Genomic DNA, 13,336 nt, shown 5'->3' with positions numbered 1-13,336 from the left:
AACGAGTCTTTGAACTGGATGAATCCACCTCTGAACTCCGTTAACGAGTCTTTGAACTGGATGAATCCACCCAAATTTTGATGGTGTTGTCAAGACTACCACTGACAAGGGTTTTGGCATCTGGGCTATATTTGGTTTTGTTGATTTCTAGCCAGTTGCAGAGCGGGAACTGAACTCTGTTGAGCGCTGTATCAATTATGTAGAGCTATTCTACAGCACTCATTTGACAACTGGCATAGCTGGGACACCAGAAGCGGGAAGTTTTGCCATATCCCCTGTACAACTTCTTTACTGTCCCGTTGTGTTGATATCTCCATTGAAACTGCAACTCGATGTCATAAGGTGCCAAATTGCCAAAATTGCTTAGGGCGGTATCTCATCCCCATATTCTTTTCCTGGAACAGCTAATCTTCGCCCAAGATTTGCCACCACGCGGCACTCATCACTCTAATAGCCCCTTCATCGTTGACTAATGCTGTGATACCTGAAGTTACAGAGGTGTCACAGAAGGCTCTTGCACGCTATTGTTAACAGTTTTTGGTTCTACAGCAGTTTCTCGACCTGTAATCAATCTAGAGCGACGATTACGAGTGATATAATTCCACGCCCACTGAATTACTACTAGTAATTTAGTGTCAAACTCGATTAAGAAGTAGATGTGAACTAATAGCCAAAATGCCCAAGCAATGAAACCTGTGAGTTTGATGAAGCCTAAATCTACAACAGCTAAATTTTGCCCAATCATCGCCAAACTACCCACATCGTTGTAATGAAATTGTGGCAAAGTCTTACCTTGAAGCCGTCGTTGAATTAGTTTACCTACATACTCTCCTTGTTGTTTAGCTACGGGTGCAACACCAGGTAAGACTTTACTATCTTGGTGGGAGAAGTTAGCTAAATCTCCAATTACGAAAATGTTGTCATAACCCTCAATAGACAAGTCAGGTTCTACAATTACACGTCCAGAGTAATCGCACTCTACACCTGTACTTTCTGCTAAGACTTTCCCCATTGGGGAACCTTGGACACCTGCTGCCCACAATATAGTTTTTGAGGCAATTTCTGTAAATTCATTGCCTTGCTTGAAAGTAACGATACCACCTTCAATATTTGTCACTCTGGTGTGAGTGTGGAGTTCCACACCCAACTTTTGCAAAGATACTGCTGCTGATGCCGATAACTCTGGCGCAATGTGTGGGAGGATGCGAGGGCCCCCTTGTAATAGTAAAATTTTCGTTTCTGAGGTGTCGATGCTGCGGAAATCTTCTTTGAGAGTTTTGTATGCCAACTCGGCGATCGCACCTGCTAATTCTACACCAGTCGGGCCACCCCCCACAATCACAAAACTCAACCAAGCACGGCGAATTTCTGGATCAGTTTCTTTTTCTGCTGCTTCAAATGCGCCAAATATCTGGCGACGCATTTCTATCGCATCTTCCACAGTTTTCAAGCCAGGAGCAAATTCTTTCCAGTTATCCTTACCAAAATAGGAATGGTTAGCACCTGTGGCAACAATTAAAGTATCATAAGGTACTACTTCATCACCCAAAATAACTTGTTGCGCTTTTGGATCAATATTATTCACTTTTCCCAACAACACCTTTGTATTCTTGCTTTTGCTAAATACGGATCGCAATGGTGCGGAAATATCAGAAGGTGATAACGCACCTGTGGCAACTTGATATAAAAGCGGCTGAAATAGGTGAAAGTTACGTTTATCAATGAGAGTAACATTTACATTCGCTGCATTCAGAGCCTTTGCTGCATACAGTCCACCAAAACCACCACCAACGATAACAACCTGATGTGGTGCATTCTTCTCAAGTGAGACTACCATACAAAATATTTCCTTGTGTTAAGAAGTTGTAACTATTCTTCACAAAGATGTAACAGCATTATGATGGAGGTTGCTGCTTATTTAGAACAATTGAAAAAATAACAAAAGTATTCAAAGTTAGTTCTTACCCCCAACTCTGCAAGCAGGTAGATTTACACTCATTGCAATGATTTTCTTCAACACATCTATATAATAAGATATTCACTATGAGCGATAACTATATTTTGAAACGTATATGTGCATACAGACAGCAAATCCTAAAAGAAAATAAAGAAACCTGTCTTTCGCCTATCCAAATAATAAGATACTAATAGTAATAGGAGATACAGAATATTGATTTGTAGTCTCATCTAACTCATGTTTGAGTGCATCTGAGTACAGCTTAATATATTGCAAAATATCTTGACGAAATGTTTGCAAAGGCTTACGGGTAAAGTTTCTTGTAACGAGTACAGAAATTCTTAAACCCTGCCCCAAAAATACTAGTACCCCCATCATTAAATACTAGCGCCCCTAACCCAAGACAAATTTCCAGTTTATCTTGAGTCGGGGTTTTGGCGTTTGAGTACAACTTTAATCAATCCAATAAATCCAATCAGCATTGGGTTTTCTATCAAGTTGGAAGTCACCTGATATAAGCATAAAAATAGCAGATAGCTCTTTTTACCAGATAGACATTACCGATGCAACAGTCTTTAGACAGTATTAGCGCTCGCCAGACTACCAAAACGCAGGATTCTGCACATACATCCATGCTGAAAAATTTACTCTCTGGCGTTTTTTTTGAGCCATTATTGAGTGATTTTCGCATTATTTTTGAGCGCGATCCAGCAGCACGTAATTGGCTAGAAGTGGTGTTTTGCTACCCTGGATTGCACGCGCTATGTTTGCATCGTCTTGCTCACTGGTTACATTGTCGAGGTGTGAGTTTTATCCCCCGTTTAATTTCTCATTTGGGGCGATTTTTGACCGGAATTGAAATTCATCCAGGTGCAGAGATTGGTCAGGGCGTGTTTATCGACCACGGAATGGGTGTTGTCATTGGCGAAACTGCGATCATCGGCGACTACACATTAATTTATCAGGGCGTCACCCTTGGCGGAACTGGTAAAGAAACTGGTAAACGTCATCCCACAGTGGGCAAAAATGCAGTGATCGGGGCGGGTGCAAAAGTTTTAGGTAATCTGCAAATTGGCGATCGCGTCCGTATTGGTGCAGGTTCGGTTGTCTTGCAGAATATACCGAGCGATCGCACAGTTGTGGGAATCCCCGGCCGAATTATTTCTCGGAACGAAAGCGCCAGCCTTTCTCCTTTAGAGCATGGAAAGCTACCCGATGTAGAAGCAACCGTGATTCGTTCTTTGCTCTCGCGCATAGAGCAACTCGAAAAGCAACTGCAAACTTTAGGCGTTAAGAGTCATTAGTCATTGGTCATTGGTCATTTGCAAATGACATAGACGCGCCAGCGGCTACTTTACGAGAACGCCAAAGGCGAACCCGCAGGGTAGGACAACCAACAACCGACAACCGACAAAGGACAAAGGACAAATGACAAATCACACTTTAGGCGATCAAGTTTTGCAGATTCCTTTGAGCGATCGCTGGCGAATCTATCACCGTTTGCAAGAGTTAAAAATTAAGAGTTCCTGTCCCCCCGATGGTTCTTTACGAGTGCAAGTGAACAATTTGCTAGAAGTAATTCTAATTCGCAGTATAGTTATGCAATTTCTTGCTTCTCGTCACGAATTATTAGAGTGGCTAGAGCGTTGCTGGCATTACAGCGATGAGTCCTGAGTCTTTTTGTAAGACTAATTCAGACACTATTAATCTTGAATTCATGACGCAAGCACTGCACTTCATACTTTTTGTTCATAGATGCACAAAGCTCGAATAGATTTAGAAGTTGAAGCTACTGTACGCTAGCAGATTTTGTTGCAGACTAAGAGAGATTAACCGAGTTTTAGATTTTGTTTAGTCTACTAAATCTGAAGTTTTCCTGACATATAGCAACAATTAAGAAGGCGAAATTCCCAAATAAAATTGGAGTTTCTGATTTTTAATTATTTTCCCAATTAAAAAATTGAAAGTTCGATTATGGCGACTCGTAACAGAAATATAAAACTCCTCAATTTTTTGCACAATGAACTTGAACTTTCAAATGCGGATATTGCTGTAGCTCTGCGACACCGGGAATTAGAAAATGGCCCACTACCGATGCTCCTCTGGCAGTATGGTTTAGTTGACTTGGAGCAGCTAGGAAAGATTTTTGATTGGCTAGCAGAACACAGTTAGCTAATTTTTACCCTTTAGCTTTGAGTACCGTTATCTGCCTAAATTACATCTATTTTGAGAACCATAGTTTTAAAAGTAGTGGGAGCATCTTGCTCCCTGCCGATAGTAGCGGGCAAGATGCCCGCACTACTCCAGGTTTCAAAATGGACGAGGTTTAAATTACACCCCAATGCTCTAGAAAATATGAGGTTACTAAGATGATTACATCCTTAATTGCTGGATTATGTGTCTTACTTTGTTCAGGATTTGCTAATAGTTATATTAGTTCGTTGCTACTCGAACAAATTTCAACTGACATCGGTAAAAACGATTAGTAAATTATACATGGTTTTAGTTCCCTGCCATACAGATGTGATGCTAATAATGGGGCAATAATTAAGGATCATGTATCCTACATTATGAATTGTGATATTTTTAGCATTTGCCATCGCTGGGGATTGTAGAGAGAAAGGATATTAAGAATACTTCCAAGAGAGGGATATTTGCAATGAATCAAATCATAATTAATGACACTACATTACGTGATGGTGAACAAGCAGCAGGTGTTGCCTTTACCCTAGACGAAAAAGTTGCGATCGCTAAATTTCTCGATGCCATTGGTATACCCGAATTAGAAGTGGGTATACCGGCAATGGGTGACGAAGAAACACGAGCGATCGCCGCAATTTCTGACTTAGGTTTACAAGCAAAACTCCTGGGCTGGAACCGCGCCGTCATCTCAGATATTAAGGCTTCTATCGCCTGCGGACTGAACCGGGTGCATATTGCCATTCCCGTCTCTGGTATCCAAATCGCCGCCAAATTCCACGGTCAATGGCGAGTAAGTTTGCAAAAGCTCAAAGACTCTATCAGCTTCGCCCTCGATCAAGGTCTTTGGGTAGCAGTCGGCGGAGAAGATTCTTCCAGGGCTGATGAAAACTTCCTCTTAGATGTAGCGCTTTATGCCCAAGAGTGGGGTGCATCCCGCTTCCGTTTCTGCGACACCGTAGGAGTTCTCGACCCTTTCACCACCTACACAAAGGTCAAGCGGCTGGTTTCAGCGTTGATGATTCCCCTAGAAATCCACACGCACAATGATTTTGGTCTAGCAACTGCCAACGCCCTTGCTGGTATTAAAGCCGGAGCATTATCAGTGAATACCACAGTCAACGGATTAGGTGAAAGGGCGGGAAATGCAGCTCTAGAAGAAGTTGTCATGGCTATCAAACGCATCTACGGCGTTGATTTGGGCATTGACACTCCCAGTCTGCTGGAACTGTCTCAACTAGTTGCAGCCGCATCAGGTGCTAGTGTACCACCCTGGAAAGCGATCGTCGGCGAAAATACCTTTGCTCACGAATCTGGCATTCATGCTCACGGAGTATTGCAAAACCCCATTACCTACGAACCATTTGCTCCCGAAGAGGTGGGTTGGGAACGGCGTTTAGTATTAGGTAAACATTCTGGACGGCATTTGGTTTCAAACTTGCTAGAGCAGCATGGCATTTTCTTGAACTCACAAGAAACCCAGTCTGTTTTAGACGCAGTGCGTCATCAATCGGTACAGAAAAAACGCAGTTTGACGACAGAAGAACTATTGAATTTGGTCAGAGAACAGAGGTACTCTCATGCAACGTGATGAATTAGAACTAAACTTGCCACCAGCTTTTGAAATTGGTGAAAAAGTAAGAGTTCGTAAACTGCTCAAAAACGATGGTACTTTTCCTGGTAAGGAAGTCGGCCAAGTTTTAGTAAACAAGGGAGATATCGGCTATATAGCGAGTATAGGCACATATTTGCAGACTTCGTATATCTATGCTGTGCATTTCTTAGAAACAGGGTTCGTCGTCGGCTGTATGAAAAAAGAACTAGAATCTGTTGAGGAATCTCATGAAAGTAATGCTACGCATGAATGATGCCGGTACTTTAGTAGTTTACGTTGCTAAAAAAGACCTGGAAGAAGAAGTCGTCAAACAAACTGATGGAAATGATGGCAAGATTCTCACCCTAGCAAATGGTTGGGAATTGGAATTTCGTGATTTGCCAGATACAGCAAATTTACCCCAAACTGTAGAAGCTAAACGCCTCGCGTAACAAGAGTGGGGAGCAGGGAGTCTCAAATATTACACCAGTTACCACAACCGCCTCAGAATGAATTCTGAGGCTAATAGCTAAAGTCTTCTAAAGAAGACTAAGTAAGGTTTTTAGTCCACTTTAGTGGAGTTAAGCTATTAGCCAAGAAATTTATTTCTTGGCGGGAGATGGAGCAGGTGCAAGATTTGAGAAGTGGGGAGTTATGAGTTATGAATTTTAACTCCTAACTTATAACTCTTAACTAATGACTAATGACTAATGACTAACTCCTAACTTTTTATCAATCATGGGTGACAAGTATTTGACGTTATCAGAATTGAACCTTGAGGGACAGTTACTAGGTTTTGTTGGTGGTGAACCAGGAAAATATAAATACTTACAATTGGCAGTTCCATCTGGAAATGTGGAAATAAAATTGCCTAAAGAGTTACGCCGTTCTCTAAGTTTATCCTTAGTTCCTGGTCAGCAAATTCGCGTTTGTGGTCATAGTAAGGTAGACTCGCACACAAGTAAAATTAAAATCAAAGCCTATCGGGTGACACCAATTGATGTGTGTCCAAAGCAAGATTTACCACCTCAAACCAAAGCGAGGATTATGGTATGTCAAAAGGGCGGTTGCCTCAAGCGTGGTGGTAAAGGGTTATTATCGGAATTAGAAAAAACTTTGTGCGATCGCGGTTTGTTAGACAAAGTTAGCATTGAACATACTAGTTGCCAAAAATGCTGTAGCAGCGCCCCCAACTGTGTTTTACAACTTGGTAAAAAGAAATACAAGAATATTCATCCTGAAGCGATCGCATCTTTGCTAGAAAGTCACTTAACAGAATAATAACCTTCTCTAGCTATTCTTAAAATAATACACGACTTTGTAGGGGTAAAATTTTACCCCTATTTGTTGTAAATATTCTTTATATAGCACTCTTGTCAAACTGCGATCGGCTAAGTTATAACTGCTGCAACGTTAGTTTGAAAAGTCTAATTTATTACTAGCCAGGCGACTAGAAGTCACGGCTACACAGACTTGTGTTGAGCGCAGTCGAAATACAAAACCTGCGGAGGCAGGTTAAAAACTGTTGATTTTTTCTTAGTCCACGGAGGTGGACTTTGTTTGTGTAGCCGCGATTTCTAATCGCCCGGTATATTTGCAAAACCGAGACGCACCTCCTAGTTATTCTGTATAACTTTTTTGGAATTACCTTAAATACTTAAAAATAAATGTCTTTGTTTACCAATTTACTCAATCTGCATTTAGGAAACAAACCGCGTGAAGATTTTTTTACTGAGATTGTTGCTTATTTTTTATCCCTGAATAATGATATTCTACTTGGTTGGCTAAAACATGACTCAATTATCAGTGATGATAATTATTCCAGCATCAAGATTTCAACTCAACAAGAACACAAAGGACTTGAAAACCATCTAGATAATAGCAGACTTGATATTGCGGTTGAACTTTCAACTGGTTTAAATACAGATGTAATATTTATTGAATCAAAAATTGCCGCTAAGGATGGAAATAATGCTTTAAAAAAATATGCTGATATTTTGAGTAACTTACCAAACGTTAGACATCGAATTTTAATTTACATCACCCGTGATTATGACCCAAAAGATGATGACCCAAAAGATGATGATCCAAAACCAGCAATCAAAGAATATTGCCTTGAGTTATCACCCAAGATAAATTTATTCCAACTGAGGTGGTATCAATTTTATAACTTCCTGGAAAAACGCGCATTTGATATCTTAGCCCAAGAAATATTAATCTTCATGAGGAAAAATGGAATGTCTCACACAAATCAATTTTCATCGGTTGACTTATTGACAATGGTGAACTTTAACAAAACTCTCCATTTAATGGAATCAACTCTCAATGAAGAAGTACAGCGTGAATTCAAGCTAGCTTTTGGAGGTGTTATCAAAGGCGCACCAAGCATGACTCAATGGAGATGGTGTAGTAGATATATTATCTATACTAAGTTCTCAGGCGGTAATTTTTGGTGTGGTCTTGGATACTTCAATTTAAATCCAGATAGTTTCGCGGAATATCCATATCTAGGTATATGTTTAGAAGTTTCTCCTGGTTTTGGAGAACACTCAAAAGTTATTAAATCCATGCAGAAAGTAATTAACGATAAACCCAATATATGGATTCCTGAGAATTTAACCATTTTACCATCATGTTCAGCTATATTTTATCGAAAAAGCTTACAAGAGTTTTTATCTGAAAAAGACCAGCTATCTGCTATTAAATTATTTTTCCAAGAATCAATAAAGGAATTAAAAACGGTTCAAGAACAATATTTTGACTTTATTTGGAAGGGTGTAAGTATCGAAGCAGCTACAGAACCCGATCAAGAAGAAGATCCAGATATATTATTATCTTCTATCGGTGGAGTTTAATCAGTTACAACTATATTAAGATAAAATTAACTCTGCATTCTCGTAGTTGTTATGAGTCTCGCCACTTCTAAACGCTTTACTATAGCTGAATATCACCGTCTAGCTGAACTCGGCTTCTTTGAGGAGGATGAGCGAGTTGAGCTAATTAAGGGTGAAATAATCCAGATAGCAGCAAAAGGTACACCGCACTCTGTTTGTCAAACACGCCTAGATCGAGAATTATATAAGTTAGTAGGCGATCGCGCAACCCTGCGAGGACAACAACCAATTACTTTATCTAACAATAGTGAGCCTGAACCAGATAGAGTAATTGCAAAAAATAGAGATGATGACTATCTAGCGAATCATCCCAGCCCATCTGACATTTTACTCTTAATTGAGATTGCTGATTCATCCTTAAAATATGACCAAGAAGAAAAGCTACCTATTTATGCAGAAGCGAATATCTCTGATTATTGGATATTTAATTTAGTAGATTATTATCTAGAATACTACAGCGAACCTTATCAAGATTTGTAAGGTCAATTTGGTTATCGTCGCAAGTTGATTTATCTACCAAATGAGTCAGTTAATCTGCCATGTTTCCCTGATTTTTCACTCGATTTATCTAAGATATTTTCTGGATATTATTTTAAAATCGCGGCAAAAGCAGATTGACGACTTAGTATTAACTTGACAATCTACTCATCTCGATAAACATCTCTTCGATGCCCTACTCTGACAACTTTCACTATCAGCACATCATCTTGAATATCATACAAAATACGATAATTGCCAACACGAATACGATATTTATTTATTGTCGGTATTTTCTAGCTTGACAACGCCGCTATGACGGGGATTGTCAGCCAGTTCTAGAATTTTCTCGTTAATTCTATCTCGAATATCAGCAGATAATTTTTTTAATTGTTTCGCAGCCCTATTAGAAATTTCTATTTGATAAGTCACGATTCTAATTCTTGTTTGTACTGTTCCCAAGTAATAGTAGGTTCATTTTCCGTTTCTTTAAAGGCTTTAATATCTTCTTGGTCTTCTGCTTTCCTAATATCTAACAATTCTAGAACATCTTCTAAAGTGTCTTCATAAGCTTGTTCTAGTCTTTGATTGATTGCTTTTAACAACTCTTGTCTTTTAGTTGTAGTTTCCATATATAATCCTGGAAATCTTCTAATGGCTCATCAAAGTCATCAGTATAACACAGATGTATCTAGAGTTTGCAGAATAACTAGCGACTTGTCTGCTTGGATTTTAAAAATGTTATGAGCGTTACCGAGATGGTTTAGAGAATTACCTGAGTAGTTTTTGTATTTGATAACTCACTGAGAGAAAAAATGCCCTTACTTTCTAGTAAGGGCATTGAAATTTACTTATTTAATGTTTAGTGGGGAAATCTATAGAGCTTGGGATACTTTCGCTTAAGCTTTATCCAAAATTCCATTACTCCAGCGATCATTTTTTTGATAAAAATGTAGTCTTTTATCGTGTCCATAATCACTGAAGATAAATCAAAGCCTATTGCGAATAGTCTCTACCCAATTGCTACGATGATTGATTTCTTGCGTAGCTTGCTACCAGCCAAGGCCAGACCGACGATTCCTAAACCAGCGAGACTAGCAGGCTCAGGAGTCGATTTGACAATATCAGATTTCTTGAACTCAAATGCAATGGTTTGTGTGCCGTTGAATTTAGTGGCATCATAGCCAGTGGTTAGCAACTGCTGCGTTACATTACCCTGTGCTAGAAACGAGATTCCATCAAGATAATTTCCAGATTTAATGACATTAAGATTAAATGTATTGTCCTGGCCGTTATTGGTAAAGTAACTACTGGTCAAATCACCATAACCGACAACACCACCACCTTGTTTTACCTGACTTTCGTAAGAATTCCCTCCACCTGCCAAACCACCATATGTAGCAACAGTGTAGCCCTCTTTGACATCAGTAACTGTCTTTGCCTGAACACCACTATAAACACCTAGTTGTTGTACCCCTGAAGCATTCACTGAAGAGAAGTGAATACCAAACAAATCCCCGCTGCTCATAGCATTATCAAAGGTCTTACCGGCCATATTGAAGAACAAATCACCATATCCAATCTGACCGCCGGCAGCACCCTGTTCAGCCTCTCCTGTTAACTTCATATTCCCATTGATTGCCACAATGATACTGGTAGCAGTTTCTTTGATAGCCATACCAGAGATATCGTAGGGATTTACTGTCCCTGGCGCGGCACCAACCCAGTAATTACCGTTCATCCCATCTTTGTTTGAATCAAGTGCATACTGCCAGCCGTTAGCATCAGTGGAGGTTTGACCGAGCAAAAGACCAGTCGTGTCGTTCATACACTCCAAAGATATGCTAAATGCTGTTCCCTTTAAGTCGGAGGCATACGCTGCTTGACCAGCCACAAAGAAGATTCCAAAAGTAGCAATGCCAACCTTGAGTAAATTGAATAAGCTTTGAGTTTTCATTATTTATAACTTGATTGATTTAGAGAATCACAATTTGCTGGACTTCTCTATTTGTAATTGGAATTACAAAAACATAAAAGCGTGATTATTCTGAAAATATAATTTGGATAACTTAACGGTAATTTTATACAACTCAAATAAAAAATGATATATTTAGTGAAAATTGCTTTTATCTAACCCAATTGTATTGAAGGTGAAATAGGAGCAAACCCAAGTGGGCCTAGTAGCCTAAGATTTTCTGCACCCATTTACTTAGATAGTTTTGAAACACTTTTGGGTTTGTACAAGCTTAATAAATCATATCCTGCCAGCATCTCCGTACAGGGCATCTAAACCCGCGATCGCTAGAAGTTTTTTGTCTGCATTGATCTACTTGAGAAAAAAATATCCGATTCGGATGAACACTTGGGCATTTACATTGCACTTTTGCTAGTTAAGGGAGTCAGGAGCCAGGGGTCGAAATCAATAAGCCTGCTGACGACTGACACCTTTATTCTGGTTCCTAGCTAAAAATGCAACCCTCCTAATCAAATCAAACCTTCCATCGCGTGTTGCAAATCATTCGTCACCTCGGCAACACCCTGCCTAGCAGCCAAACGATTCCCTTGATACGCCGGGTAGCGCTCAGAAATAGATATCGGTTTACCCACAGTTATTTTGACTTTTTGCTTACCCAATTGCGGACGCCGCACAGCTTTATCGCCTTTGATTTTAGCGATCATCTGCCATAAAATTAAAGTCGTCTCAGCAAACCTTTCTACCGTTGGATTTTCCCGAATATAATTACCCGAAACTGCCACAAAACTTTCTACTAAACGCATGTGCCACATCCGCGCATTCGCTTCTTCCGCAACGCGATCGCCTAAAGCTCTTTCAACAGCAGATATTCCTTTTACATCCTTAAAATCTTCTCTAAATATATAATTCCACCCTGCTTGTTCTACTCGCTGACATCGATCCCTTAAACTACCTTTTGACTGCAAATCAAAATACTGTTCTGATATTAACAACGCTGTATTTAACAAAGCTTTTAAACGAACCGCTAGCGCTTCATTTCTATCTTCGATTTCTCCTATTGTTTTAGCATCTGGCAGCTTTTGATGATAAAACCGCGTGTAAAATTGTTCCATCAGCGAAAGTAAATGTTCTGCCAAAGTCAACAACCGGGGATAAAGTGACTCCACAGAAGCAAATTCTGATGGATTCACAGGTAAACCACTAGCCGCTTCCAATTCACTTAAAAGATTAGCGATCGCATCCCAAGGAGCATCAACGTAACTATATTTAATCCCAACTGGTACAATTAAAACTTGTTGGTCGCGTCCAGCTTTCTGCAAATCTTCAGCACACCAAAAGCCTAATTGAGCGATACCAGGTTCTAGGGTGCTAATATTCTCTGATAAACCATTGGTACCACCTTCTGGCGCAGCCGCCATCGGGAATTTCCCATTGGCGAACAAGTTACGCGCCGAACGTAACCCCGTCCAATCAGCCTTACCGCGCTGAATCGGAGTAGCACCTAAATTAGAAGCAATCCAACCTACATAAGAACCTGCCCAGAGAGGAATGCCGCGATCGTAGATAAAATGAGCGTGAATCGGAAGTTGTAGCATTGTACCGTGCGATCGCGCTACTTTTGGCACGAGTTGAGAAAACAAGTAACTCAAACAAAATGGATCGTCTGTTTTAGGATGGCGAAACGCCAGCATAAAACGGATCTTACCCTCCTGAAACTGGCGATAGAGATCCACCAGAACTTCTACGTTCTCTGCTTCAATTTGGGTAATAGCTGTTTGCCAGTTAATGTAAGTTGGTAGTAAAAGCTGGACAACTCGTAGAAATAAAGGGTTAAACGCCGGCGGAATAAATTCTAAGGGTGGCTGTGCTTGATAAATTACATCTGCCAAAGTAGTTTCTCCTAAAGTTGCCGCGATTTCTCATCGCCCGGTGTTATTTCTTTTAAGATATCTTAACGGCTGTAAAATGCCCCGACATTACGAATTACCTTAGCGTAGCGGTAGCGAGTCCGGGAGCATTATTACGAATTATTTTAATTAAGCACATCTACGCAGACTTATAGAGTATTTTCTGGGGAGCATCTCAGTGTTGCAAATATACCAGATGAGAAACAAAATTCTTGCTCCCTCTCCTTACTAAGGAGAGGGTTGGGGTGAGGTTTTACAAGGCTTTCAGGACTTACGCATTGACAATAAATAGTAAATATGTGTAACGTGAATAACCACATCTTTCGTAGGGGT

General features: G+C 40.1%; 12 protein-coding genes and 2 pseudogenes. 9 read left to right on the top strand and 5 right to left on the bottom strand.

Annotated elements, in window-relative coordinates; genetic code table 11:
• Nucleotides 1–490: 490 nt before the first annotated feature.
• Nucleotides 491–1,837, bottom strand: coding sequence for an NAD(P)/FAD-dependent oxidoreductase (locus HWQ41_RS24480; RefSeq protein ID WP_292768762.1), 1,347 nt, complete (start codon nt 1,835–1,837; stop codon nt 491–493).
• 683 nt (nt 1,838–2,520) lie between these two features.
• On the opposite strand from HWQ41_RS24480, the gene cysE reads away from it, so the two are divergent.
• From cysE to HWQ41_RS24435, 9 genes and pseudogenes are all read left to right on the top strand, one after another.
• Nucleotides 2,521–3,261 (top strand): serine O-acetyltransferase, encoded by a 741-nt coding sequence (gene cysE / locus HWQ41_RS24475; RefSeq protein WP_292768760.1) that lies wholly within the window; start codon nt 2,521–2,523, stop codon nt 3,259–3,261.
• Between the two features lie 124 nt (nt 3,262–3,385).
• Nucleotides 3,386–3,631 (top strand): Asr1405/Asl0597 family protein, encoded by a 246-nt coding sequence (locus tag HWQ41_RS24470; RefSeq protein WP_292768758.1) that lies wholly within the window; start codon nt 3,386–3,388, stop codon nt 3,629–3,631.
• A gap of 300 nt (nt 3,632–3,931) precedes the next feature.
• Nucleotides 3,932–4,129, top strand: coding sequence for a DUF2949 domain-containing protein (locus HWQ41_RS24465; protein ID WP_292768755.1), 198 nt, complete (start codon nt 3,932–3,934; stop codon nt 4,127–4,129).
• Nucleotides 4,130–4,616: 487 nt separating this feature from the next.
• Entirely contained in the window at nt 4,617–5,747 is a 1,131-nt protein-coding gene (nifV, locus tag HWQ41_RS24460) for a homocitrate synthase (RefSeq protein ID WP_292768752.1), read from the top strand.
• A complete protein-coding gene (locus tag HWQ41_RS24455) occupies nt 5,737–6,024 on the top strand; it encodes a nitrogen fixation protein NifZ (protein WP_094327372.1) in 288 nt (95 codons plus the stop codon). Before nifV ends, HWQ41_RS24455 begins: the two co-directional genes overlap by 11 nt.
• Nucleotides 5,999–6,202, top strand: a complete 204-nt coding sequence (nifT, locus tag HWQ41_RS24450) for a putative nitrogen fixation protein NifT (RefSeq protein WP_114083693.1) — start codon at nt 5,999–6,001, stop codon at nt 6,200–6,202. The genes HWQ41_RS24455 and nifT overlap by 26 nt, the downstream gene beginning before the upstream one ends.
• 286 nt (nt 6,203–6,488) lie before the next feature.
• Nucleotides 6,489–7,031: a (2Fe-2S) ferredoxin domain-containing protein gene (locus HWQ41_RS24445; protein WP_292768748.1), complete on the top strand. Its 543-nt coding sequence runs from the start codon at nt 6,489–6,491 to the stop codon at nt 7,029–7,031.
• Nucleotides 7,032–7,417: 386 nt separating this feature from the next.
• Nucleotides 7,418–8,605 (top strand): PD-(D/E)XK nuclease family protein, encoded by a 1,188-nt coding sequence (locus HWQ41_RS24440; protein WP_292768745.1) that lies wholly within the window; start codon nt 7,418–7,420, stop codon nt 8,603–8,605.
• A 51-nt stretch (nt 8,606–8,656) separates the two neighbouring features.
• A pseudogene (locus tag HWQ41_RS24435) lies at nt 8,657–9,262 on the top strand (Uma2 family endonuclease).
• 23 nt (nt 9,263–9,285) lie between these two features.
• Here the strand turns inward: HWQ41_RS24435 and HWQ41_RS24430 are convergent.
• From HWQ41_RS24430 to HWQ41_RS24415, 4 genes and pseudogenes are all read right to left on the bottom strand, one after another.
• A pseudogene (locus tag HWQ41_RS24430) lies at nt 9,286–9,553 on the bottom strand (type II toxin-antitoxin system RelE/ParE family toxin).
• Nucleotides 9,550–9,753 (bottom strand): hypothetical protein, encoded by a 204-nt coding sequence (locus tag HWQ41_RS24425; protein ID WP_292768742.1) that lies wholly within the window; start codon nt 9,751–9,753, stop codon nt 9,550–9,552. Before HWQ41_RS24425 ends, HWQ41_RS24430 begins: the two are co-directional and overlap by 4 nt.
• Nucleotides 9,754–10,133: 380 nt before the next feature.
• A complete protein-coding gene (locus tag HWQ41_RS24420; protein WP_292768739.1) occupies nt 10,134–11,078 on the bottom strand; it encodes an XDD3 family exosortase-dependent surface protein in 945 nt (314 codons plus the stop codon).
• Between the two features lie 527 nt (nt 11,079–11,605).
• Nucleotides 11,606–12,985 (bottom strand): 1-acyl-sn-glycerol-3-phosphate acyltransferase, encoded by a 1,380-nt coding sequence (locus HWQ41_RS24415; protein ID WP_292768736.1) that lies wholly within the window; start codon nt 12,983–12,985, stop codon nt 11,606–11,608.
• Between the last annotated feature and the right edge of the window lie 351 nt (nt 12,986–13,336).

Origin of the sequence: Nostoc sp. NOS(2021) (assembly GCF_017115025.1) — a bacterium.
Taxonomy (GTDB): Bacteria; Cyanobacteriota; Cyanobacteriia; order Cyanobacteriales; family Nostocaceae; genus Nostoc.
The sequence above is the reverse complement of the archived record's forward strand: the minus strand, read 5'-3'. Positions and strand labels throughout refer to the sequence as shown.

Bases quoted from the DNA above. Each gene is read 5' to 3' on its own strand.
- HWQ41_RS24480 (WP_292768762.1), bottom strand. From the start codon at position 1,837: ATGGTAGTCTCACTTGAGAAGAATGCACCACATCAGGTTGTTATCGTT.
- cysE (WP_292768760.1), top strand. From the start codon at position 2,521: ATGCAACAGTCTTTAGACAGTATTAGCGCTCGCCAGACTACCAAAACG.
- HWQ41_RS24470 (WP_292768758.1), top strand. From the start codon at position 3,386: ATGACAAATCACACTTTAGGCGATCAAGTTTTGCAGATTCCTTTGAGC.
- HWQ41_RS24465 (WP_292768755.1), top strand. From the start codon at position 3,932: ATGGCGACTCGTAACAGAAATATAAAACTCCTCAATTTTTTGCACAAT.
- nifV (WP_292768752.1), top strand. From the start codon at position 4,617: ATGAATCAAATCATAATTAATGACACTACATTACGTGATGGTGAACAA.
- HWQ41_RS24455 (WP_094327372.1), top strand. From the start codon at position 5,737: ATGCAACGTGATGAATTAGAACTAAACTTGCCACCAGCTTTTGAAATT.
- nifT (WP_114083693.1), top strand. From the start codon at position 5,999: ATGAAAGTAATGCTACGCATGAATGATGCCGGTACTTTAGTAGTTTAC.
- HWQ41_RS24445 (WP_292768748.1), top strand. From the start codon at position 6,489: ATGGGTGACAAGTATTTGACGTTATCAGAATTGAACCTTGAGGGACAG.
- HWQ41_RS24440 (WP_292768745.1), top strand. From the start codon at position 7,418: ATGTCTTTGTTTACCAATTTACTCAATCTGCATTTAGGAAACAAACCG.
- HWQ41_RS24425 (WP_292768742.1), bottom strand. From the start codon at position 9,753: ATGGAAACTACAACTAAAAGACAAGAGTTGTTAAAAGCAATCAATCAA.
- HWQ41_RS24420 (WP_292768739.1), bottom strand. From the start codon at position 11,078: ATGAAAACTCAAAGCTTATTCAATTTACTCAAGGTTGGCATTGCTACT.